The following is a 22,826-nucleotide window of genomic DNA, read 5'->3' as shown; positions in this document are numbered from 1 at the left end:
ATCAGCAAAGGCTCATCCCCAGTTGCATCAGCGCGAGCCCGCCCTGTTGCCAGCCCCACCAGCCCAAGGCCAGCAGCAGGCTGAACAGCAGGGCGCCAAGCGCCCAGCCCAGGCGCAGGCTCATGCGGCTCCGGCGGGCTGGAGCCGCGCCACCGGCTGCTCGCGAACCGGCCAGTTCAGGACGGCGGCCAGCAGGCTGAGGAAGATGGAGATCTGCCATACCAGTTCGTAACTGCCAGTGTGGTCATAGAGGTAGCCCCCCAGCCAACCGCCGAGGAAGGCGCCGAGCTGGTGGAACAGGAAGACGATACCACCGAGCATCGACAGGTTGCGCACGCCAAACAGGGTCGCGACCGTGCCGTTGGTCAGGGGAACGGTGGACAGCCACAACAGCCCCATGGCCATACCGAAGGCGTAGGCGCTCCAGATGCTCAGCGGCGAATAGAGGAAGGCCACGATCACCACCCCGCGCAGCAGGTAGAGTGCGGTGAGCAGCTTGGGTTTGGCATGACGGCCGCCGAGCCAACCGGCGATGTAGGTACCGAACACGTTGAACAACCCCACCAGCGCCAGCACCGTGGTGCCCACCGAAGCCGGCAGGTGCTGGTCCACCAGGTACGCCGGCAGGTGCACGCCGATGAATACCACCTGGAAGCCGCACACGAAGAAGCCCAGGGCCAATAGCCAGAAACCGCTATGCGACGTCGCCTCGCGCAGGGCTTCGCCCAGGCTCTGCTCATGGGCTTGGGGCGGCGGCGGATTGTCCTTGAGCAGCCCCACCAGCGGCACGATCAGCGCCACCAGCAGGCCCAGCGCCAGCAGCGCGGACGACCAGCCGAGCCAGCCGATCAAACCGAGGGTGCCGGGCAGCATGGCGAACTGGCCGAAGGAGCCGGCAGCTGCAGCGATACCCATCGCCATGCTGCGCTTCTCCATCGGCACGGCACGCCCCACTACACCGAGGATCACCGAGAACGAGGTGCCTGACAGGCCAATACCAATGAGCAGGCCAGCACTGAACGACAGCGACAGGGCCGAATCGGAGAACCCCATCAGCACCAGGCCCACGGCGTAAAGCACGCCGCCGACGATCACCGTCTTGGCGGCGCCGAAGCGGTCGGCCAGCGCACCGGTGAAGGGTTGCGCCAGGCCCCAGATCAGGTTCTGCAGGGCGATGGCGAAGGCGAACACCTCCCGCCCCCAGCCGAACTCGCTGCTCATCGGCGCCAGGAACAGGCCAAAGCCATGTCGAATGCCCAGGGATAGCGCCAGGATCAGCGACGCCCCCAGAAGTACCCAGCCACTCGTACGCCATACCGATGTCATAAAAAGTCCTTTACGGGTACATACCCGCTTTTCAGCGAAATATTCAGGCGATGTGTTCCAGATCGTCCAGCAGCGCCATCAGCGCCGCCCGCTTCTCCAGTCCCATGCGTTGCCCCAGCTGCACCTGCACCTGCTCCCAGGCCCGCAGCGCCTCATCGAGGCTGGCCTGGCCGGCAGCGGTCAGCGAAACCAGTCGATTGCGCTGGTCCTCACCACCCTCCAGCTGCACCAGGCCCTTGCCTTCGAGCACCTTGAGATTGCGCCCCAACGTACTGCGATCCAGCCCCAGGGCATCCGCCAGGCTGGTGATGCTGGGCTGATCCAGCCGCGCCAAATTCTTCAACAGCGAATACTGGGCGACGTTCACCCCGACGCCTTCCAGGGCATCGTCGTAGAGTCGGGTCACGCTTCGCGTGGCGCGGCGCAGCTTGGTACAGAGGCATTGGGTCGGCAACATGGGTTACGTGTATATACCCGCACCTACCTGAGCGTCAATCCGAACCTGCCGTTCGACGACCTCCGGCGGCCCGTGATTGTCCCAACTGCCAGAGGCTGTCGTTGCCGCTGCCAAGGCCCTTGTGCTGCGCGCCCCGTATAAACCGGGCCATCAACGCACGCCGAGGTCACCATGCCCAGCTACAAAGCCCCGCTGCGCGACACGCGCTTCCTGCTCAACGAAGTCTTCGACTTTCCCGCCCACTATCGCGCCCTGGCCAATGGTGGCGACGCGACGCCGGACATGGTCGACGCCATCCTCGGCGAATGCGCGCGGCTCTGCGAAGAAGTGATCGCCCCGCTCTACCACAGCGGCGACGAGGAAGGCTGCCACCTGGAAAACGGCGAGGTGCGCACGCCCAAGGGCTTCAAGGAAGCCTACGACGCCTATGTCGCCGGTGGCTGGCAAGGCCTGTCGCACCCGGTGGAATACGGCGGCCAGGGCCTGCCCATGAGCCTCGGTGCGCTGAAGCAGGAAATGCTCGGCACCGCCAACTGGCCCTTTTCCATGTATCCGGGCCTCTCCCTCGGCGCCATGAATACCCTGATGCAGCACGGCACCGAGGAACAGAAAAGAATCTACCTGGTCCCCCTCACCGAAGGCCGCTGGGGCGGCACCATGTGCCTCACCGAGCCCCAGTGCGGCACCGACCTGGGCCAGGTGAAGACCCGCGCCGAGACGAATCCCGACGGCAGCTACGCCCTGACCGGCACCAAGATCTTCATCTCCTCGGGCGAGCACAACCTCACCGAGAACATCGTGCACATCGTCCTCGCCCGCCTGCCGGACGCACCCAAGGGCACGCGCGGTATCTCCCTGTTCATCGTGCCCAAGTTCCTCCCCGGCACGGATGGCGGCCTCGGCGAACGCAACGGGGTGAGCTGCGGGGCGCTCGAAAAGAAGATGGGCATCAAGGCTTCCAGCACCTGCGTGATGAACTTCGACGGTGCCACCGGCTTTCTCATCGGCCCTGCGAACAAAGGCCTCGAGTGCATGTTCACCTTCATGAACAGCGCCCGCATCGGCACCGCCATCCAGGGTGTCGCCACCGCCGAACTGGCCTATCAGGGCGCCCTCGCCTACGCCCGCGAACGCCGCTCGATGCGCGCCCTGTCCGGCACTAAGGAGCCCGATGCCGTCGCCGATCCGCTGATGGTCCACGGCGACGTGCGGCGCATGTTGCTGACCCAGAAAGCCGTTGCCGAAGGTGGTCGCGCGCTGGTCTACCTCGCCACCCAGTACGCCGACCGCATGATCGAAGGCATCCTGCACAAGGACGACCAGCAGTACGCCCATTGGGACGACAAGCTCGGTTTCCTCACTCCGATCCTCAAGGGCTGCCTGACCGAACTGGGCCTGGAAAGCGCCAACCTCGGCATGCAGGTATTCGGAGGCCATGGCTACATCCGCGAGCACGGCATGGAGCAGATCGTCCGCGACGCCCGCATCGCCACCCTCTACGAAGGCACCACCGGCATCCAGGCCCTCGACCTGCTGGGACGCAAGGTCCTGCTGATGACCCAGGGCAAAGCCGTGCGTGACTTCACCGGAACGCTCGCCCGCTTCGCCATCGAATTGCTGAAGACCGAAACGGCCATGCGTGGCCGCGCCCTGGTGCTGCTGAAGCTCGCCGCACAATGGAACTGGCTGACCCTGCGCATCGCCCTGCGCGCCCGCAAGGATCGCGACCTGGTCAGCACCGCCAGTCATGACTTCCTGATGTACTCCGGCTACGCCGCCCTCGCCTATTCCTGGGCCCTGCAGGAGCGCGCGGCCCGCGTGCGGCTGCGCGAAGGCGGTGCGGAATCCGCCGAGTTCTACCGCGCCAAACTGGCCACCAGCGATTTCTACTTCGCCCGCCTGCTTCCCCGCGCCAAGGGGCACGCGGCAGCAATGCTGAAGCCGACGGCGTCGGTGATGGGGCTGGCGGGGGAGCATTTTGTGTTTGAGTAGATCGGGGGAATCGCGGGGGGCTTTCGGACGGTTCCGAAGCCCTTTGCGGGGAAGATCAGGTCTTTCCATTCACGGAGGAAAGACCATGGAAAAGCTCGCGTTCGCTCGCAGTTTAAGGACGGGACAGACCGACGCTGAGCAGCGGCTTTGGCGGCATTTACGCGCGAAACGGTTGCTCGGCCTGAAGTTCCGACGACAGAAACCCCTTGGTCCGTACATCGTCGACTTCATCTGCCAGGAGCGGATGTTGGTGATTGAGGTGGACGGCGGGCAGCATCTGGAAAGCGAATCCGATGAATCGCGAGATGCCTGGCTGATCAGGCGGGGATTCCAGGTTCTGCGGTTCTGGAACCATGAAGTGCTGCTCGAAACTGAAGCGGTGCTCGAAGCCATTCGATTGGCTGCGGAGGGCGCATTTCCCGGCAATCCCCTCTCCCCCAGCCCCTCTCCCTGAAGGGCGAGGGGAGCTAGTCCGTGCCATAGCGCCGCTCGGAGCTGCCGGCCTGCCCCGTCTTTTCAGGCGCGAGTCACCCCTCTCCTCTTCAGGGAGAGGGGCCGGGGGAGAGGGCTCGTCAGGTCAGCACAATCGCCACACTCACCAACACCCCCACCTCCACCAACACGACCAGCGCCCCCGCCGTATCCCCAGTCGTCCCACCCAGCCGCTGCATGAACCGCCCACGCAACCAGCCGAACAGCACCAGCGCCACCACCAGCGCGATCCACGCAGCCCAGCCCAGCAACAGCATCACCACCGCCTGCCCACCCAGCCACAACGGCAACTCCCTTCGTGGCAGATGTTCGGCAATCGCCTGCCCAAGGCCGCCAGGACGCACGTAGGGGGTGGTGAGGAATAGCAGCGGCAGCATCCCGCGCGCCAGCCAGGGCGCCAGCAGCAGGGGCAGCAGTTGTCCGGCGTCCAATAGCGTTACCAGCGCGGCGAGCTTCAGCAGCAGCACCAATACCAGCACCACCACGGCGATGGGACCGCTGCGCGGGTCCTTCATGATCGTCAGGGTGCGTTCGCGGTCGCCGTAACCACCTACCCAGGCATCGGCCGTGTCCGCCAGTCCGTCCAGATGCAGGCCGCCCGACAAGCCGACCCAGAGCGCCAGTAACAGGGCGGCTGACAACAGCGGCGGACGCCCGTCCAGCAGCCAGGCGCCACCCAGCAGCAGCGAGCCGATCAACAGGCCGACCAGCGGATACCAGAGCAGCGAACGGCCGATCTGCTCTGGCTCGGGCATGCCCGGCAGGCGCACCGGCAGGCGGGTGAGGAACTGCAGGGCGATCAGCAACGGCGTCATGCCCGCTCTCGCAGGCCGTGTTCGTCGAAGGTCAGGCGGAACAGCTCGCCATGGGCCACTTCCACCTGCATCAAGCCGGTGCGCGGAAGTTGGCGGGCGCGGGCCACCAGGATGCGGATCACGCCACCGTGGGTGACCAGCAGCACACGCTTTCCGGCGAAGCGCTCCAGCAGGCGCTCACCGGCGGCCAGCACCCGTGCTTCGAAGTCCAGCAACGTCTCGCCGTCCGGCGGGGTGAAGCTGTAGGGATCGTTCCAGAACAGGCCGAGGCCTTCGGCGTGATCCTCCATCAACTCGGCGGCGCTGCGCCCCTCCCACTGGCCGAAGTGCAGTTCGCGCAGATCGGCGTCGAAATGCAAAGGCAGGCCAAGCTGCTGCTCCAGTTCGCGAGCGAATGCGGCGCAACGCTGCAGGGGCGAACTCACCAGCACGTCCCAGGGTCCTGCCGCAACGACGCCCGCGCGCATCTGCGCCCAACCGGTATCGGTCAGGGCGTCGTCGAGGCTGCCGCGAAAGCCGCCGCCGCGTTCGGTTTCACCATGCCGCAGGAGGTCGAGCTTCATTCCGGCCGATCCGAAACCGACGCTTCAGCGAAGGTCGCCATACCGCCATGGAGCTCGCACGCCAGGCGCAGCAGCGGCAGTGCAATGGCGGCACCGCTGCCCTCACCCAGGCGCAGGCCCAGGTCCAGCAGCGGTTGCGCTTCCAGCGCTTCGAGCACGGCAACGTGACCCGGCTCGGCGGAGCGATGGGAGAACAGCAGCCACTCGCGGCACGCGGGATTCAGGCGCACGGCACAAAGCGCCGCCACGCTGCAGATGAAGCCATCCACCAGCGCCGGCAGGCCCAATTGGGCGCAGGCCAGGTAGGCCCCGGTCAGCGCCGCCACTTCGAAACCACCCAGGCAGCGCAGGGTTTCCTGCGGGCTGTCGCAGCCATCGCGATGCAACGCCAGGGCATGTTCGATGACCTGAATCTTGTGGGCTACGCCGTTTCCATCGAGGCCGGTACCGGGGCCAGCCAGCGCGGTGGCCGGCAACCCCAACAGGGCACAGGCCAGGGCGCTGGCAGTGGTGGTGTTGCCGATGCCCATTTCCCCGCCGACGTAGAGATCGGCGCTAGCGCCCAAGGCGCGCTCGACACTCGAACGGCCGGCTTGCAGGGCGATCAGGCACTGGGCGGAGGTCATCGCCGGTTCACGGGCGAAGTTCGCAGTACCGGCTCCGACATGCAGGTGCAGCACACCCGGCAGCGGTTCCAGCGGGAGCGCAGTACCCAGATCTACGACTTCCAGGGTTGCGCCGAGGCTCTTCGCCAACACGCTGATGGCCGCCCCGCCGCGGACGAAGTTCCGCAGCATCTCGCCGGTCACCGCCTGTGGATAAGCGGACACGCCCTCCTCCACCACACCGTGGTCACCGGCGAAGACCGCAAACCAGGGACGAGCGATGCACGGCCGCTCGCGACCCTGCTGGGCGGCAAGGGTAATGGCCAGGTCTTCCAACTGGCCGAGGGCGCCGCGGGGCTTGGTCAGCTGGTCCTGGCGGGCCTGAGCCTTGGCACGGGCGATGGGGTCGAGCGGCTGGCAGGGGGCCTGCCACCAGTGCAGCGGAGTCATAGGGAATCTCCCTTGAGGATCATGGGCAAGCCGGCGACGGTGAAGATCACCCGTTCGCTGCGTTCGGCCAGGGCCTGGTGGAGCCAGCCGGCCTCGTCGACATAGCGACGGGTCAGCTCGCCCAGGGGCACGACGCCCAGGCCGGTTTCATTGCTCACCAGCAGCACGCGGCCGGGCAGCCCGGCGATGCAGCCGAGCAGAGCCTCGCGTTCTTCGTCCAACCGCGCCGGGTCGTCCAGCATCAGCAGATTGGTCAGCCAGAGGGTCAGGCAGTCCACCAGCAGGCAGGTATCGGCGGCAGCGTTCTCGCGCAGTACGCGGGCAAGCTCCAGCGGCTCTTCCACCAGCCCCCAATGCTCCGGACGACGGGCCCGATGATGAGCGACACGAGCGCTCATCTCGCCGTCCAGTGGCTGGCTGGTGGCGATGTAGATGACCTTGAGGCCACTTTCAGCGGCGAGCTTCTCCGCCAACCGGCTCTTGCCGGAGCGGGCGCCGCCGAGGATGAGTTCAGGCATCGGTAAACCTCCTGAGTCGTAAGACACACCCGTAGGAGCCAGCTTGCTGGCGAATGGTGGTGCGAAGGTTCGCCAGCAAGCTGGCTCCTACAAGGAGAGTCCGCACAGTGATCGCAGCCTCCGCGTATCCAGATGCTGTTCCACCTGGTCGGCCAGACGGTCGATATCGCGCTCGCGCAGTGCGTTGTAGTCCACCGCCTGGACAGCGGATAGACCGGCCCAGCGGAGTATGGCGGCACTGGCAGCGGAGGATTCGAACAGACCGTGCAGGTAGGTGCCCATGACCTGGCCATCGGCACTGCGGGCACCATCGGTGCGACCGCCGTCCAGCAGGACCATGGGCGCTTCAAGGCCCATCCCGGTGGTGACGCCGGCGTGAATTTCGTAACCGCTCACCGCCGCGTCTTCCAGCAGCAGGTGCCCGGCGACATTGCGCAGCTGCTTCTCCGGCTCCAGCACCGTGTCGATGTCCAGCAGCCCAAGACCGGCGCTCTCCCCTGCCGGCCCTTCCAGGGCATGAGGGTCGGAGATGGTGCGACCGAGCATCTGGAAGCCGCCGCAGATGCCCAGCACCTTGCCGCCGTAGCGCAGGTGGCGTTGCAGCGCCTGGTCCCAACCGTGCTCGCGCAGCCGGGCGAGGTCGGCACGCACGCTCTTCGAGCCGGGCAGGATGATCAGGTCCACAGGCGGAATGGGCTGACCCGGACCAACGAAGGTGAGCTGTACCTGGGGGTGCAGGCGCAGCGGATCGAAGTCTGTGTGGTTGCTGATGCGTGGTAGCACCGGCACTGCCACCCGTAGCACATCGCCCGTCTTGGCGGACTGGCGCTGGTCGATGGCGTCTTCGGCTTCCAGATGGAAGTCGGTGAGATAAGACAACACGCCGAGCACTGGCTTGCCGGTGCGCTGTTCGAGCCAATCGAGACCCGGCTCGAGCAGTGCGATATCGCCCCGGAACCGGTTGATGACGAAGCCCTTCACCCGAGCCTGTTCGCTTTCCGACAGCAGCGCCAGGGTGCCCACCAGATGGGCAAACACGCCACCGCGATCGATGTCGGCCACCAGGATCACCGGGCAGTCCACCGCTTCGGCGAAGCCCATGTTGGCGATGTCGTTGGCGCGCAGATTGATCTCGGCCGGGGAGCCGGCTCCCTCGACCATCACCACGGAATACTGGCCAAGCAGGCGTTGGTGGGACTCCAGCACCGCCGCCATCGCGACCTTCTTGTAGTCGTGATAGGCGACGGCATTCATGCTGGTGACGGCGCGACCGTGGATGATCACTTGGGCGCCGATATCGGTATTGGGCTTGAGCAGCACCGGATTCATGTCGGTATGCGGTGCCAATCCGCACGCCTGGGCCTGCACCGCCTGTGCACGGCCGATTTCGCCACCGTCGGCGGTCACTGCGCTGTTCAGGGCCATGTTCTGCGGCTTGAAGGGCACGACTGCGACGCCCTGGCGCTTGAGCCAGCGGCACAGGGCCGTCACCAGCGTGCTCTTGCCGGCATCGGACGTGGTGCCCTGCACCATCAGGGTGATCATGGGCGCTCCTTGGAAAAGTCGATCAGGGCCCGGCCCAGGCGCGCCCAGCTGGCTTCGTCCGGCGGAAGGCCGAAACGCAGGCTGGGTGGCGAGGTGAATAACCGGGTAAGGATGCCGCGAGCGGCGAGGAATTCGTGCAGGGCCTGGGCGTCGTCGCGGACCAGGCGCTGGAACAGGGCAGTGCCGCCCGAGGGTGGCAGGCCGCAATCACGCAGCAGTGCTTCCAGCCGCTGACCATCGCGCAGCAGGGATTGCCGTTGGGCCAGTTGCCCCGCTTCATCCTGCAACAGCGCCTTGGCCAGGCCCCGTGCCGGGCCGCTCACCGCCCAGGGGCCGAGCCACTCGTTGAGTCGATCCAGCAGCGAAGCCTCGGCCAGGACGAAACCCAGGCGGATGCCCGCCAGGCCGAAGAACTTGCCGAAGGAACGCAGCACCACCAGCCCCGGCAACGGGCAATGGCTCGCCAGGCTGTGTTGCGGCGTGCAGTCCATGAAGGCTTCGTCCACCAACAGCCAGCCGCCGCGCTCGGCAAGGCGCGCGCGCCAGTCCAGCAGGGTCTGTGGACTCAGTTGCTGGCCGGTGGGATTGTTCGGGTTGACCACCAGCAGCACATCGAAACGCTCCAACTCACGCTCGGCGGTCAGCGCATCCAGCTCTTCCAGTTCATGACCTTCGCGGCGCCAGGCATGGGCGTGCTCGGCATAGCAGGGCGAAATCACCCCTACCCGGCTGCGCTCGCGGAGGCGCGGCAAGGCCTGGATCGCCGCCTGGGAACCGGCCACCGGCAGCAGTGACTGGCAGCCGTAATAGCGCCGCGCTGCGTCCTCCAGGCCGTCATCCAGTTCGGGCAGGCGCGCCCAGGCCGCAGCGGGAATGGCCGGCAGCTCCCAGCCGTAAGGTGCGATGCCGGTAGAAAGGTCGAGCCAGTCGGCCTCGGCAATGCCGTAGCGCCGCGCCGCTGCACGCAGCCGTCCGCCATGTTCAAGCAAGGAGCCAGCCTCCAATGATCAGCACCACCAGCCAGAGCATCACGCCCTGGCGCACCAGGTCCATGGCGCGGCGAATGTCCTCGGCACGGGCCTGCGGACCTTCACCCAGCACCGGACGTTCATGCGGCACGCCCTGATACACCGCCGGTCCACCCAGGGCCACGCCCAGGGCACCGGCGCCGGCAGCCATCACCGGACCGGCGTTGGGGCTGTCCCAGCGGGGTGCCTGCTGGCGCCAGCAGCGCAGGGCCAGCGCGGTCTTGCCGAGCAGCGCATAGGTCAGGGCCACCAGCCGCGCCGGGATGTAATTGAGGACGTCGTCGATGCGCGCCGCCGCCCAGCCAAAGCGTTCGAAGCGTTCGTTGCGGTAGCCCCACATGGCGTCCAGGGTATTGGACAGGCGATAGAGCACCACGCCCGGCGCACCGGCGACCGCGAACCAGAACAGCGCGGCGAACACCGCATCACTGCCGTTCTCCAGCACCGACTCGGTGGCGGCGCGGGCCACGGCGGAATCGTCCAGCTCACGGGTTTCTCGGCTGACCATGTAACCCACACGCTTGCGCGCTTCCGGCAGGTCGCTGGCCTGCAGTGCACTGGCCACCGGCTCGGCATGCTCGTTGAGGCTGCGCAGGCCAATGGCGGCATACAGCGCGATCACACCCACCAGCCACCCCACATAGGGCAGTTCCGCGAGCAGCCAGGCGCCGAAGGTAAGCGGCATCACCGCCAGCACCCAGGCCGTGACGCCGTGGCTGCGCCAACCCCGTCCGCCGGGATTGAAACGGCGCTCGAGGCGATTGGCGAACTTGCCGAAGGCCACCAGCGGGTGCCAGCCCTTCGGTTCACCGAACAGGGCATCCAGCGCGACAGCGCCGAGGGTCAGGAATCCAAGGCTCAAGGTTGCGGCCCCCATTGGTTCTCGAAAACCAGTTCGGCCAACGGGCGCGGTTGGGCCCAGCCCTCCAGTGCGAGCATAGGGGCCGGATAGAACGCGTTCACCGGGCCCAGGCAGAGCACCGCAACAGGCTTGCTCCCCTCCGGCATGCCCAGCAGTTCCGCCAGGGCGGGCGGATCGAACAGCGACACCCAGCCCATTCCCAGGCCTTCGGCACGGGCCGCCAGCCAGAGGTTCTGGATGGCGCAGGAAAGCGAGGCGAGGTCCATTTCCGGCAAGGTGCGGCGGCCGAACACATGGGCTTCGCGACCCTCCATCAGCGCCGCCACCAGCAGCTCGGCGCAGTCGCGGATGCCTTCCACCTTGAGTCGCATGAATTCATCGGAGCGCTCACCCAGGGCTTCGGCGGTGCGCACACGCTCCGCTTCCACCAGGGCATGTACGCGCTCGCGCAGCTCGCCCGAGCTGATGCGGATAAATCGCCAGGGCTGCATCAGGCCGACGCTGGGGGCCTGATGGGCCGCCTCCAGCAAACGCGACAGCAATTCGGGCGCCACTTCGCCGCCGCTGAAGTGGCGCATGTCGCGGCGCTCGGCGATGGCGCGATAGACCGCCGCGCGTTCCTCCGGGCTGAAGGCGTGTTCGCTCATGGTCGGAACAGCTCCGCCGCCGCCCGAGGGTTGGACGGCAGGTAGAAGTGAATGTAGGAGGCCGTCAGCCTTGCGCAACGGAACACGGCTTCGGCCACCGGTTTGTCGTTCGGGCAGAGGCCACGGACCAAGGGCTCCAGCGGCGAATCCAGCAGCGAGTGATGGAAGGTGTGCCCACGCAGGGTGCCCTCCGGCAACGGCGCTTCTTGCAGCGCCAGGGCCGCCAGGCGTTTTTGCATGGTGGCGCGGCCAGGCAGCAGGCCAACCAGCTCGGCACTCTCGCCGCTTGCGTCGGTCAGGGCATCGAGCAGGTAGAGCATGCCGCCGCACTCGGCGAGGATCGGCTTGCCGGCTTCATGGTGCGCACGGATCGCCTCGGCCATGGCACGGTTCCTCTCCAGCTGGCGCAGATGCAGCTCGGGATAGCCACCCGGCAGGTAGAGGCTGTCCACCTCGGGCAGACATTCATCGGCCAGCGGCGAGAAGAACACCAGTTCGGCCCCCAGCCGCTGCAGCAGGTCGAGGTTGGCCTGGTAGATAAAGGCGAACGAGGTATCCCGCGCGACGCCAATGCGTACACCCGCCAATTCGTTGCCCAGCGACTGCTGCTCGGGCGCGGCGAAGCTCACGGCTGGCGGCAGCGCCACCTCTGCACTGGCGGCCAGGGCATCGGCGGCGGCGTCGAGGCGTGCATCCAGATCGGCCAGTTCATCGGCCTGCACCAGCCCCAGGTGGCGGCTCGGCAGCTCCGCATCGGCGCTGCGCGGCAGGGCGCCGTACCAGCGAATCCAGTCCGGCAGGCTGTCGCGGATCAGGTCACTGTGACGCTGGCTACCGACACGGTTGCCGAGCACGCCGGCGAAGGGCAGGTCCGGCTGGTAAGTGGCCAGGCCCACCGCCAGGGCACCAAAGGTCTGCGCCATGGCGGCGCCATTGATCACGCCGAGCACGGGCACGCCAAAGTGGCGCGCCAGGTCGGCGGCGGAAGGCGAGCCGTCGAACAGGCCCATCACCCCCTCGATGAGGATCAGGTCAGCCTCCCCCGCTGCTTCCCAGAGCAGGCGGCGACTTTCCGCCTCGCCCACCATCCACAGGTCCAACTGGTAGACCGGTGCGCCGGACGCGCGGGCGAGGATCATCGGGTCGAGAAAGTCCGGTCCGCACTTGAACACCCGCACACGCTTGCCCTGGCGGGCGTGCAAGCGTGCGAGCGCCGCGGTAACGGTGGTCTTGCCCTGGCCGGAGGCGGGGGCAGCGATCAGCAGAGCGGGACAGCTTCTGGCGAAGTCAGGCATGGATGGCCCTCTCCCCGGCCCTCTCCCTGAAGGGAGAGGGGGTCAAAGCAGCGATGGTGCCAGGCATCAGAACTCCACACCCTTCTGGGCTTTCACACCGGACTTGAAGGCGTGCTTGACCAGGGCCATCTCGGTGACGGTGTCGGCGGCGTCGATCAGGCCCTGGGGGGCGCCACGGCCAGTGGCGACCACGTGCTGGTGCTCGGGGCGGGATTCGATGTCACGCAGCACGTCGCCCAGTTCCAGGTAGCCGTGCTTGAGGGCGATGTTCAGTTCGTCGAGTACCACCAGCCCAATCTGCGGATCATCCAGCAGGCCACGGGCGATGGCCCAGGCAGCGCGCGCTTTCTCGATGTCGCGTTGGCGGTCCTGGGTGTCCCAGGTGTAGCCCTCGCCCATCACGTGGTAGCTGACCTCCTCCGGGAAACGGCGGAAGAAATTCTCTTCGCCGGTGGACATGCCGCCCTTGATGAACTGCACCACGCCCACCTTGAGGCCGTGGCCGAGAGCGCGGGCGACCATGCCGAACGCCGAGCTGCTCTTGCCCTTGCCATTGCCGGTATGCACCAGCAGGAGGCCGTACTCGTCCTGGGCCTGGGCGATCTTCTCGTCGACCACGGCCTTCTTACGTTGCATGCGGGCCTTGTGGCGGGCGTCGCGATCTGCGGATTCGGTCATCAGCTGTTCCTCGTCACAGAGCTTGGTAGCGGACGGTGAAAAACACTGCCTGCCCCGGCTGGTTGTAGTCCAGAGCCGTTTCATAGTCGGCATCCAGCAGGTTGGTCACCTTGGCCTGCAGACGCCACTCCTCGGTCAGCCAGTATTCGCCGCGCAGGTCCACCGTGGCATAGCCGGCGACACGCTCGCGGTTGGCCAAGTCGTTGTAGCTGCGCCCTTCGGCATGCAGGGTGGCACCAATGCCGAAGCGACCAAGGCGGCGGTCCAGATCGAGGTTGAAGATTTCCCGCGCGCGACGCGGCAGATCGTTGCCCGAATTGACGCCCGACTCACGGTTCTCAGGATCGAGGAAGGTCGCGTTGGCGTTCCAGTCCCACCCCAGCCACTGGCTACCCACTACCAGCTCCAGGCCGTCGATGCGTGCCTTGCCGATGTTGTTGGGGCCGCCGTAAAGGCCAAGGCTGGAGTCGTAGGCGATCAGGTCGTCCACATGGGTGCGATAGGCATTGATGGACCAGCGACCCCAATCATGCTGACCGGCAAGGCCGGCCTCGAAGCTTTCCGAGGTTTCCGCGTCCAGGTCGGGATTGCCGTAGCCGGGGTAGTAAAGCTCGTTGAAGCTGGGCGCCTTGAAGGCGGTGCCGTAGCTCAGGCTGAAGCGCACCGCGTCGGTCAGCGCGTAGCCCCAGGCGGCATTGCCGGTGTCGTGGGTACCGAATTGTTCGTTGTCGTCACGACGCAGGCTGAGCTGCCAGTCCTGGCGACCGTACTCGCCCAGGTACTGGGCGAACCAGCCCTTGTTCAGGCGCGAGTCCTTGTCGAAGGCGGTGGAACTGCTGATCCGGTCGCGCTGCCAGTCGTAGCCCAGGGTCAGCACGTGCCCCTCGGCCAGGGTCAGGTCGTTGAGCCAGGAAGCACTGTCGCGCTTGGAATTGAAACGCGCGTCGAAGACGCCGTCGGTTTCGCTGGTGGTCTTGTCTTCGCTACGCCCCGCCTGCAGGGTCACGTCCCAGATTTCCGCAGGGCTGAAACGCGCGCGGCCGCCCAGCAACTCCTGGCGGTTGTCGGCATTGGCGTTGTGCCCGCCGAGGGGGTGGAAATAGCCGAACTGGTCGATATCGTCGTAGTCGTTGTGGGCCTTTGCGCGCATCAACGTGCCATCGAGTTCCAGGCCGTTCTCGAAGCGATAGCCCGCGCGCAAGCTGCCGGAAAGATTGCGGTAGCCGTCCGCATCGGGCTCGTAGTAGTCGCTGCCCTGCCGGCGTGAATTGATGCCGTCGGTGTCCTGGCTGCTGACGCCGAGGTTGTACCAGCCCTTGTCGTCACCACCTGAAACGCCGGCGCTGCCTTCATAGCTGTCATGGGTGCCGTAACCAGCGGAGAACCAGGGCTTGGCACCACCCTTTCCGCCCTTGCGGGTGAATATCTGAATGACGCCGCCGATGGCTTCCGAGCCATAGAGGCTGGAGCGCGGGCCGCGAACCACTTCGATGCGTTCGATCAGCTCAACCGGCAGGTCCTGGAAGGCCGTGATGCCGGCGCTCACCGAACCCACCTTGATGCCATCGATCAACACCAGGACGTGGTCGGACTCGCTGCCGCGCAGGAAAACGGTGGTGTTCTTGCCCGGTCCACCGTTGTTGCTGAGGGTCACCCCCGGCACTTTCTGCAGAAGCTCAGGCACCGAGCGCGCCTGGCTGCGTTCGATCTCTTCGCGGTCAATGACCGTGCTGGCGGCCAGGCTGGCCCGCACCGGCCGCTCGCTACGGGTCGCGGTGACCACCTGCTCGTCCAGCGTCAGGGGCGCTGCGACCAGCAAGGGAGAAATAGAGGAACTGCCGAGCAGCGCAAGCGCCGCCGGCCTGATGAAAGGCTTGCGAATCAAGATAGGGATCTCCGTCGTGCCACCCGCGCGACATCTATAAAGGGAACTGCATGCGGATGACTCCGATGCCCTGTTTGCGACAGGCCGGTCTCCGGGCTTGCGAGTGGAGCCGAAGCTCCCGTGCCGCGCCTTCCCATGCCTGGGGCACAGTGGCCGATTGCGGCGTTCTACTCGCCTACCGTTGCGGGGGCAGCGCCGGATTCTTCGAAGGAATGTACCGGCTTCCCTGTTTCACCCCTTTAGCACAAGCCAAGGGGCACCTGAGGCAGCGGCGAAGGTTAGAGGGTGCGCGGGGTAGCGTCAAATCGGATGGCGGCGTTCCCAGCGAATCGAACTCCTAGGGTGGAAGTCGCTTTTCACTTCCACCAGCGGTGTTGCCGGCGAGCGCTGGTGGTGGATCGGTAAAGCGTGATCCACGCTACGTTGTCCCCTTCATTCGCGCTTGACATCACCCGCAAGGGCGGGACGCGCAGCGTGTAGGGTGGAAGTCACTGTTCACGTCCACTTGCTCCGCTACCCCATGACATCGATGGTGGAGCGGCAATGCGTGATTCACCCGCTATGCCACCATCGCCGACGACCTGACCCGCCCCAACGCGGCCACCAACTCATCCACCTGTTCCGAACTGAACAGGCCATCCGGCCCGGCGGGAGTCAGGTCGGTAAAGGGGGACTCGTACAACCGGCTGGCCTCCATCACGCCAAACTCCGTCAGGTGCTGGATCACCAGATTGGCAAACTCCAGTTGGTTGCCGCTCAGGGTCCTGCCGCCGATGAAGCCAGACAAGGCTTCGACCGCAGCTTCCCGGTCCAGCCCCACCAGCGAGCGCACGAACAGCCCCAGACCATGGGCCTGCTCCTTGGCGCGGTGGATTTCGCCGGCACCGCCACCGCTCTCCACCAGCATCTGCTCCAGGGCCTCCAGGTCCATCGCCGTCAGCGGCTGATTACGCCGCAGCTTGCGCAAGGACAAATGATCCTCATGGGCACGCAGAAACGCGCGGGCCTTCTCACGGAAGCGCTCGAAGCTGGCCGGGGTGGTCATCGACGGCATGACCGTCTCGCTGATATCCCCCAGCTCATCCTCGAAGTTGCTGTACACCACCGTCCCCTTGCGCTTCTCCAGCAGCTTGATCAGAGCGCGCAGCTTGCGCCGGGCCTGCTCCAGCATTGAGACAGTGACGTCCTGCCACCACTCCTCGCCGGCTACCGCTTCGATCAATAACACCTGCTCGGCGATGGCCGGAATGCTGGTCTGCTCCAGCAACGCTCCGGCAATCTCTCGGACCTTTTCACTCAGACGGGCAAAGCCCGGCTCGGCATTCAGCACGCAGAACTGAAGGCGCAACAACAACAGGTCGAAGCGCTTGGCCTCCTCATCCTCGTCCGGCAGTGTGCTGGGAAGTCCGGAAATGTGCTCACTCAAGTCGCGCAGACTGGCGTCATCCAGGGCTTGCCAGGCATCCATCCGGGCGAAGCGCTCCACCCAACGGCGCTTCGGGCGCACCAGGAAGTTATCCAGCGACATGCCCGCTACCCGCTCCTGCAACATCGCGGCAGTGTCCTCACGCAGTTGCTCATTGCTGAACACCGCCGAGTAACCGCCATGGGGTTCGCGCACATCGCCCCCGGCACGCTGACGATCCAGAGCAGAGAGCAGCTCCAGGCGCGTCTTGAACAAACGCTGGCCCAGCGGTTCGGTCAACGAGCCCTCCGTGGGCTCGGGGTTCTGGCTGAAGAACTCCAGGTTCTGGCAGAAATCGAAGATGTAGAAATCCTGCTTGTGGTTCTCCGGTTCCGCTCCCGGCCCGTAGAGGTTCTTGCACAGCCGGGTGCCGCGCCCGACCATCTGCCAGAACTTGGCTTTGGAGCGCACCAGCTTGAAAAACACCAGGTTGACCACTTCCGGCACGTCGATGCCGGTATCGAGCATGTCCACGGAAATGGCGATATGCGGTGACTTTTCCTTCGTGGAAAAGTCATCGATCAGCGACTGCGCGTACTCCGTCTTGTAGGTGATGACCCGTGCGAAAGCGCCAGCCTTGTCCGGATAGTTGGCGTCGAAACGCTTGGCGATGAAGGCCGCATGATCGTTGTTCTTGGCGAAGATAATGGTCTTGCCCAGGCGGTCGCCGCCGGCCACCTTGTGGCCACGCTCCATCAGCACTTGCAGCACCTTGTCGACCGTATCTTCGTTGAACAGCCAACGGTTCACCGCCTCGGCATTCACCTCTTCCGGTGGTTCTTCTTCATCGCCCCAGTCCAGCTCGTCCCACTGGTCCTTCTCGTCCTCGCTCAGCTCGTCATAACGGATGCCGCCGCGCTGGAACTTCAGCGGCACCGATACCCCGCGCGGCTCCACCAGATAGCCTTCGGCGATGGCATCGTCCAGCGGGTAGGCGTCGGTGGGCACACCGCTTTCCAGGTTGAACAGGCTGTAGGTATTGCGGTCGATCTCGTCCTTCGGCGTGGCGGTCAGGCCCACCAGCAGCGCGTCGAAGTAGGAGAAGATCCCCCGGTACTTCTGGTAGACCGAGCGGTGCGCCTCGTCGATCACTATCAGGTCGAAGTGGCCGACGCCAAAGCGTTTGGGCCCCTCCTGCTTCTCGTTGATCAACCCCATCATGGTCGGATAGGTGCAGACATAGACCCGCCCTTCCGTGCTCTTCTCGGTCACCAGGTTCACCGGCGCGGCATCCGGCAGGAACTTCTTGAACGCGCCGGCCGCCTGGTTCACCAGTGCCACACGGTCGGCGAGGAAGAGAATCCGCTTAGCCCAATTGCAACGCATCAGCAGGTCGGTCAGGGCGATGACCGTGCGCGTCTTGCCCGCGCCGGTGGCCATCACCACCAAAGCCTTGCGCTGGCGGTCACGCTCGAAGGTTTCGCCAATGCGGCGAATCGCCCGTTGCTGGTAATGCCGCTCGACGATGGCCGGGTCGATGGTCGCCTCGCCCAGCGGCTTGCGGCTGGCGCGCCGCTGCACCAGCAACGCCAGCTCGTCCTTCTTGTGGAAGCCCTGCACCAGACGCGGGGGATACATGGCGTCATCCCACAGCCAATGCTCGTAGCCATTGCTGTAGTAGATCAGCGGACGTTGGCCATAGCGTTGCTCCAGGCAGTCGGCATACAGCCTGGCCTGTTGCTGGCCTTCCTGCGCATCGCGACTGGTGCGTTTGGCTTCGACCAGCGCCAGCGGCTTGCCGTCATCGCCCCAGAGCACGTAGTCGACGAAGCCGACACCCTGCTGGTTGGGCATGCCGCTGACTTCGAACTCGCGGTCCTGAACGTTCTCCAGCGTCCAGCCGGCTTCATGCAGCAACTGGTCGATGAACAGGTCGCGGGTCTGCGCCTCGTTGTAGTCATGACTGTCGGGGATGACCTTGTTGACGACCTTGGCGGCTTCCACCTCTGCTCGCAGGCGCGCCCGTTCCTCATCCAGCGCGGCGTTCTGCTGCTGGGCCTTGGCCAGGGCTTCGTCGCGCCGCGCCAGTTCGTCTTCCAGCCGACGTAGCTGCGCCTGGCTTTGCAGTGCGGCCTGGGCGACGGGCGCCGGTAGCAGGCCGGCATCGAAGCGCAGGCTGCCATTGGGCCGCCCCGCCGCCGTGCGCGCGTAGGTGCGTGCCAGCCAGTAGGCGACATGGAACAGCTCGCTGACCACCGCCTGCGCATCGCGCTCGCGCACTTCTCGCTGGCTGTGTACCGCATCGTTGCCGCGCTTGCGGATGATTTCCATCTTCGCGTGCAGCATTGGCCCGACCAGGGCCTTGAAGCTGGGCTCGAAGAGGAAGGCCGACAGGTCGCTCTTGTACGGCAGCTTCAGCGTGCGATCGGCCTGGAACAGCCAGGCCACCAGCAGCTCAAGCGTGCGCCGCGAGTAGAAGCAGGCCGAGCGCGGGTCAGCGAGGACGTTGGCCTCCGCCTTGGTTGCCTCGGCATGCAGGTTGGGCCACTCGGCCTTGAGGAAATCGAAGTTGGCGCTCATCAGTACGTCCTGTTCTGGCCTGGGCAGGCTCGCGTTCAGTCCAAGAGGTCCGGGTGCTGCTCGCGCAGCCAGGTCTGGGCGTGCTGCAACAAGGCAGCGGCCTCTTCCAGGCAGGTCGCCAGCGTCGCCTCGGTCACCGGCTCGCCCTCGTAATCGTTGAGGTTGCGCTTGCGCCGCAGGGTATCGAGTACCACCACGCGCTCGGCCGCCACACCCATGCTCTTGGGCAGGGCCTGCAGCGCCGTTTGATGGTGACCGGGCTGACTGGTGGAGGTGCGGTAACCATTGGCCAGCAGACCGAGCATTACGCACTGCAGGATGGTCTTGTAGGCGGCGTCGAAGCGGTTGTCCGCGCTCAGCGCTTCCAGGCCAGCGTCCTGCAGGTTGCGATGGGCGGCACGCAGCAGCCGGGCGACCGACGCCTTGTCAGGCGTGACGCTCAGCAGCCGCTGCAGCGCCAGCAAGTTTTCCAATGTCATCTTCCACTCCCTGAATGAACAGCCTGGGCTGGGCCATGACCTCGCGCAGGAAGCCATCGCCGCCGGCCAGCTTGGCGCGGAATTCCTCCGCGCCATAGAGCACCGGGTTCACCTCCCGGCCGAGCCTTTCCTGGCTGGGGTACAGCGCCCGCACCAGATCGGTGAAGCCCGCCGTACCGATCACCATCACGTCCACATCGCTGTGGGCCGTTTCCTCACCACGTGCGACGGAACCAAAAACAAAGGCGAAATCGATCTGCTCCGCCAATGGCGCCAACGCCTCGCGCAGCACATCTACCACGCCGGACGTCTTGCGGAACAGCCCGGCCAGTTCCTCGAACACCGGGCATTGCCGATTGGCCTGGTACAGCACCTGGTTGCCCTGTTTACTGCGCAGCAACAACCCGGCCTCGGCCAACTTGGCCAGCTCGCGGTGCAGCGAGCCGGCATGAGTGCCGGTAAGGCGCGCCAGTTCGCGCACGTGCAGCGCTTGCTCCGGGTGCAGCAGCAGCCAGCTCAGCACGCGCTGGCGTTGCAGACCAAACAGGGTATCCAGCAGATTCATGTCGTAGCCAATTCAGCTTCATTCGTAGCCGTTTTGGCTACATTAGTAGCCGAAGCCGCTGCCGGCAAGCTCACCTCGGCGCAGCCAAACAGCGCCGGCGCATCGATGCGCTGGCTCAAGTACGGGGTAAAGCCGACGAACAGGATACAAAGTGCCAGCATGTCGCGCATCCCCAGCTCGCCCTCCACGCTGGCGGGTTTGCCGCCATGGCGGATGCCGGGGTAGTCGCAGGTGAAGCCGTACAGCGACTTCAATGCTTCGCGCACCTTGCGGTGCGGCCAGAGCGGCATCTGCTCGCAGATGCTCGACAGGGCGTATTCCCTCACAGTGGGATTGCTGCGGCCGAGGGCTTCCAGCAGGTTCATCTGTTTTTGCAGGCAGGTCTTGATGCGGCCCTGGCTGGGTTGGTCGTGCAGGTCGCGGAAGGCATCGTCGAAGTCACGCAGCAGGGTCGGCAGGCTGGGGTGGCTGGCGCTGTGTTCGCGCACCTGCGCCAGCAGGCCGGCGAACAGGCCGGGCAGCGTGGGGTACAGGCGGCACGGGCGGCGCAGTTCGTAATGCAGGTTGTAGATATCAATCAGCGCGGCCAGGCGGTTGAAGTAGGCGTTGGCCAGCGCTTCACCGGCCAGGTCGTCCAGCACGCCGTGCAGGCTTTGCAGAAACCCCGCCAGGGCGGCCTCGCCGTGCAGCGCTTCGGCCTTCAGGGCGAGAAAGGCGCGGCGGCAGGCCGGCGGGTTATCGATCAGCTCCGCCAGCTGCGCCCCGCTGGGGCGGGTGCGCACGGCCGGCACGATGGCGCGGAACAGTTCGCAATAGAAATCCCCCGGCGCCCGCCGCGCCAGCGGCCCCCACAGCTCGCGGCCCAGGCGGGGCCAGAGAGCGAGCAGGGAGCCGCGCATGGGTCAGAGCTCACCGCGGAAGGCGCGGTGTTGGAGGGAGGAGAACAGCGCATCCATCTGGGCCAAATTCTGGCGATGTATATCTCTTGCGCTTTTCACAATGTCCAAACGCGCGCAGAACTCAACCTGCCGCTCAATAGAAGGGACGGGAATGAGAATGCTACCAAGCCCCTCCGTGTTTAAATTGTACTGACCAGCAGAGGTCTTTGCTTTAGCCAAGAGAGACTTTCGCCCTGCCGAACTCTGTAAGAATCCCTGAAGAAAGTCCGGCAGAATCTCCGTCTGCCTCAAACGTCCCCGAATCAGGTAAGAGGCATACACGCTTTCTGTAAGCCCAGGTATCCGCCTATAAACCGCGCTTCGCCCAACGTACTCTGGATTTCCGTTCGACCGCACAAAAAGAACATCACTGAACGAGCCCCTTGAAACACAGGACACCGTTTCCCCCTTACCATAAGGGATAGGCAAACGACTGTGTTTATGACTACCAGCAAAGACAAAACCATCGAAGTGCTCGGCCAGGAGCGGCGTCGCCGCTGGAGCGTCGAGGAAAAACTGGCCATGGTGCGCGAGAGTCTCGAGCCCGGGCAAAGCGTCTCGGTGGTGGCCCGGCGCAACGGCATCAACCCCAACCAACTGTTCCACTGGCGCAAGCTCTACCAGGACGGCAGCCTCTCGGCGGTCAGTGCCGGTGAAGCGGTGGTGCCCGCCTCCGAGTTGGCCGATGCCCTCAAGCAGATCCGCGAACTGCAACGGATGCTGGGCAAGAAGACCATGGAGGCCGAGATCCTCAAGGAAGCGGTGGAGATCGCCCGCTCGCGAAAATGGATTGCGCACTCACCCTTGTTGCCGGGGGACGACCAGTGAAGGCGGTCAGTGAGAGTCTCGGTGTGGCGCGCTCGCAATTGACGGCTCGACTCAAACAACCCGCTCCAGGGCTGCGGCCTCGTCGGCGCCGAGCGTTCAACGATGTGACCTTGGTCGAGCAGATCCAGCAGGCAGTCGGCGCCCTGCCCAGCTATGGCTATCGTCGGATCTGGGGTCTGTTGCGTCGGCAGCATGAGCAACAGGCCCTGCCACCGGTCAACGTGAAGCGGGTTTACCGCGTCATGCGTGATCACGATCTGTTGCTGGAACGCCGTCGCAAGCAGCCGGGTGTGGCGCGGCGTCACGAAGGTCGTGTCGCCGTGGATACAAGCAACACCCGCTGGTGTTCGGATGGCTTCGAGTTCCGCTGCGAGGATGGTGACAAACTGCGCGTGACCTTCGCTCTGGACTGCTGCGACCGCGAAGCCATCAGTTGGGTGGCCAGCCCACACGGCTACAGTGGCGACGATGTCCGCGACGTGATGCTGGAAGCCGTCGAGCAACGCTTCGGTAGCGAGCTGCCTGCGTCGCCGGTGCAATGGCTGAGCGATAACGGCTCGGCCTATACCGCCGAACAGACCCGGGTCTTTGCCCGGCAGATCGGCCTGCTACCTCTGACAACACCGGTGTGCAGCCCACAGAGCAACGGGATGGCGGAGAGCTTCGTGAAGACCATGAAGCGCGACTATATCCGCCACATGCCCAAGCCCGATCGAGCGACGGCCCTGCGCAACCTGGCCATCGCCTTCGAGCATTACAACGAGGAACATCCGCACAGCGCACTGAACTACCGCTCACCTCGGGAGTTCAGACGCTTGGCTGAGGCATCAACTTAACGGGGTACCGGTGTCCGGTTTGATAGGGGCAAGTCCA

The 22,826-nt window shown here is 65.4% G+C and carries 21 protein-coding genes and 1 riboswitch; of the genes, 3 read left to right on the top strand and 18 right to left on the bottom strand.

Annotation, left to right across the window (positions count from 1 at the left end; all coding sequences use genetic code 11):
- Window position 1: 1 nt before the first annotated feature.
- Genes E8E95_RS02555 through E8E95_RS02545 form a run of 3 tightly spaced genes read right to left on the bottom strand, consistent with a single transcriptional unit; the run spans window position 2 to window position 1,783 of the window.
- Window positions 2–124, bottom strand: a complete 123-nt coding sequence (locus E8E95_RS02555) for a hypothetical protein (protein WP_280347876.1) — start codon at window positions 122–124, stop codon at window positions 2–4.
- The gene (locus E8E95_RS02550; protein ID WP_280347874.1) at window positions 121–1,326 is read right to left on the bottom strand and encodes an MFS transporter; all 1,206 of its coding nucleotides are present in this window, start codon (window positions 1,324–1,326) and stop codon (window positions 121–123) included. Before E8E95_RS02550 ends, E8E95_RS02555 begins: the two co-directional genes overlap by 4 nt.
- Window positions 1,327–1,369: 43 nt before the next feature.
- On the bottom strand, window positions 1,370–1,783 hold the full coding sequence (locus E8E95_RS02545; protein ID WP_280347873.1) for a MarR family winged helix-turn-helix transcriptional regulator: 414 nt from the start codon (window positions 1,781–1,783) through the stop codon (window positions 1,370–1,372).
- Between the two features lie 171 nt (window positions 1,784–1,954).
- Here E8E95_RS02545 and E8E95_RS02540 point away from each other — a divergent pair, with 171 nt between their 5' ends.
- Both E8E95_RS02540 and E8E95_RS02535 read left to right on the top strand, forming a co-directional pair.
- Window positions 1,955–3,775: an acyl-CoA dehydrogenase C-terminal domain-containing protein gene (locus E8E95_RS02540; protein WP_280347871.1), complete on the top strand. Its 1,821-nt coding sequence runs from the start codon at window positions 1,955–1,957 to the stop codon at window positions 3,773–3,775.
- 85 nt (window positions 3,776–3,860) lie between these two features.
- Window positions 3,861–4,229: a DUF559 domain-containing protein gene (locus E8E95_RS02535; RefSeq protein WP_280347869.1), complete on the top strand. Its 369-nt coding sequence runs from the start codon at window positions 3,861–3,863 to the stop codon at window positions 4,227–4,229.
- 118 nt (window positions 4,230–4,347) lie between these two features.
- On the opposite strand, the gene E8E95_RS02530 is transcribed toward E8E95_RS02535, so the two are convergent.
- The 15 genes from E8E95_RS02530 to E8E95_RS02460 all read right to left on the bottom strand — a co-directional run bounded on the left by E8E95_RS02530 (window position 4,348) and on the right by E8E95_RS02460 (window position 21,086).
- Window positions 4,348–5,082 (bottom strand): adenosylcobinamide-GDP ribazoletransferase, encoded by a 735-nt coding sequence (locus E8E95_RS02530; RefSeq protein ID WP_280347867.1) that lies wholly within the window; start codon window positions 5,080–5,082, stop codon window positions 4,348–4,350.
- On the bottom strand, window positions 5,079–5,645 hold the full coding sequence (gene cobC, locus E8E95_RS02525; protein WP_280347865.1) for an alpha-ribazole phosphatase family protein: 567 nt from the start codon (window positions 5,643–5,645) through the stop codon (window positions 5,079–5,081). The genes E8E95_RS02530 and cobC overlap by 4 nt, the downstream gene beginning before the upstream one ends.
- Window positions 5,642–6,700, bottom strand: a complete 1,059-nt coding sequence (gene cobT / locus E8E95_RS02520; protein WP_280347863.1) for a nicotinate-nucleotide--dimethylbenzimidazole phosphoribosyltransferase — start codon at window positions 6,698–6,700, stop codon at window positions 5,642–5,644. The genes cobC and cobT overlap by 4 nt, the downstream gene beginning before the upstream one ends.
- Window positions 6,697–7,218: a bifunctional adenosylcobinamide kinase/adenosylcobinamide-phosphate guanylyltransferase gene (gene cobU, locus E8E95_RS02515; protein ID WP_280347861.1), complete on the bottom strand. Its 522-nt coding sequence runs from the start codon at window positions 7,216–7,218 to the stop codon at window positions 6,697–6,699. Before cobU ends, cobT begins: the two co-directional genes overlap by 4 nt.
- Before the next feature lie 87 nt (window positions 7,219–7,305).
- Window positions 7,306–8,763, bottom strand: a complete 1,458-nt coding sequence (locus E8E95_RS02510; RefSeq protein WP_280347858.1) for a cobyric acid synthase — start codon at window positions 8,761–8,763, stop codon at window positions 7,306–7,308.
- A complete protein-coding gene (gene cobD / locus E8E95_RS02505; RefSeq protein ID WP_280347857.1) occupies window positions 8,760–9,752 on the bottom strand; it encodes a threonine-phosphate decarboxylase CobD in 993 nt (330 codons plus the stop codon). Before cobD ends, E8E95_RS02510 begins: the two co-directional genes overlap by 4 nt.
- Window positions 9,745–10,668, bottom strand: a complete 924-nt coding sequence (cbiB, locus tag E8E95_RS02500) for an adenosylcobinamide-phosphate synthase CbiB (protein WP_280347855.1) — start codon at window positions 10,666–10,668, stop codon at window positions 9,745–9,747. The genes cobD and cbiB overlap by 8 nt, the downstream gene beginning before the upstream one ends.
- Complete coding sequence (gene bluB / locus E8E95_RS02495; RefSeq protein WP_280347853.1) at window positions 10,650–11,300, bottom strand: 5,6-dimethylbenzimidazole synthase; 651 nt, start codon at window positions 11,298–11,300, stop codon at window positions 10,650–10,652. The genes cbiB and bluB overlap by 19 nt, the downstream gene beginning before the upstream one ends.
- A complete protein-coding gene (locus E8E95_RS02490) occupies window positions 11,297–12,595 on the bottom strand; it encodes a cobyrinate a,c-diamide synthase (RefSeq protein ID WP_280347850.1) in 1,299 nt (432 codons plus the stop codon). Before E8E95_RS02490 ends, bluB begins: the two co-directional genes overlap by 4 nt.
- 66 nt (window positions 12,596–12,661) lie before the next feature.
- Window positions 12,662–13,273, bottom strand: a complete 612-nt coding sequence (gene cobO, locus E8E95_RS02485; RefSeq protein ID WP_280347848.1) for a cob(I)yrinic acid a,c-diamide adenosyltransferase — start codon at window positions 13,271–13,273, stop codon at window positions 12,662–12,664.
- 13 nt (window positions 13,274–13,286) lie between these two features.
- Complete coding sequence (gene btuB, locus E8E95_RS02480; protein ID WP_280348038.1) at window positions 13,287–15,155, bottom strand: TonB-dependent vitamin B12 receptor; 1,869 nt, start codon at window positions 15,153–15,155, stop codon at window positions 13,287–13,289.
- 67 nt (window positions 15,156–15,222) lie between these two features.
- A riboswitch (cobalamin riboswitch) is annotated at window positions 15,223–15,437 on the bottom strand.
- A gap of 280 nt (window positions 15,438–15,717) precedes the next feature.
- The gene (locus E8E95_RS02475) at window positions 15,718–19,143 is read right to left on the bottom strand and encodes a DEAD/DEAH box helicase family protein (RefSeq protein ID WP_280347846.1); all 3,426 of its coding nucleotides are present in this window, start codon (window positions 19,141–19,143) and stop codon (window positions 15,718–15,720) included.
- A 35-nt stretch (window positions 19,144–19,178) separates the two neighbouring features.
- Window positions 19,179–19,622: a DNA-binding protein gene (locus tag E8E95_RS02470; protein ID WP_280347844.1), complete on the bottom strand. Its 444-nt coding sequence runs from the start codon at window positions 19,620–19,622 to the stop codon at window positions 19,179–19,181.
- Window positions 19,570–20,187, bottom strand: a complete 618-nt coding sequence (locus tag E8E95_RS02465; RefSeq protein WP_280347842.1) for a nucleotidyltransferase domain-containing protein — start codon at window positions 20,185–20,187, stop codon at window positions 19,570–19,572. The genes E8E95_RS02470 and E8E95_RS02465 overlap by 53 nt, the downstream gene beginning before the upstream one ends.
- Entirely contained in the window at window positions 20,184–21,086 is a 903-nt protein-coding gene (locus tag E8E95_RS02460; RefSeq protein WP_280347840.1) for a hypothetical protein, read from the bottom strand. Before E8E95_RS02460 ends, E8E95_RS02465 begins: the two co-directional genes overlap by 4 nt.
- A gap of 480 nt (window positions 21,087–21,566) precedes the next feature.
- On the opposite strand from E8E95_RS02460, the gene E8E95_RS02455 reads away from it, so the two are divergent.
- A protein-coding gene (locus tag E8E95_RS02455; protein ID WP_280347810.1) for an IS3 family transposase occupies window positions 21,567–22,789 on the top strand; the annotation gives its coding sequence in 2 pieces (ribosomal slippage) (window positions 21,567–21,912 and window positions 21,912–22,789; 1,224 coding nt in all).
- Window positions 22,790–22,826 lie beyond the last annotated feature (37 nt).

Origin of the sequence: Pseudomonas sp. BN414 (assembly GCF_029871275.1) — a bacterium.
Classification (GTDB): domain Bacteria; phylum Pseudomonadota; class Gammaproteobacteria; order Pseudomonadales; family Pseudomonadaceae; genus Metapseudomonas; species Metapseudomonas resinovorans_C.
Note: the sequence above shows the minus strand (reverse complement) of the source record. Positions and strands in the feature narration are given on the sequence as shown.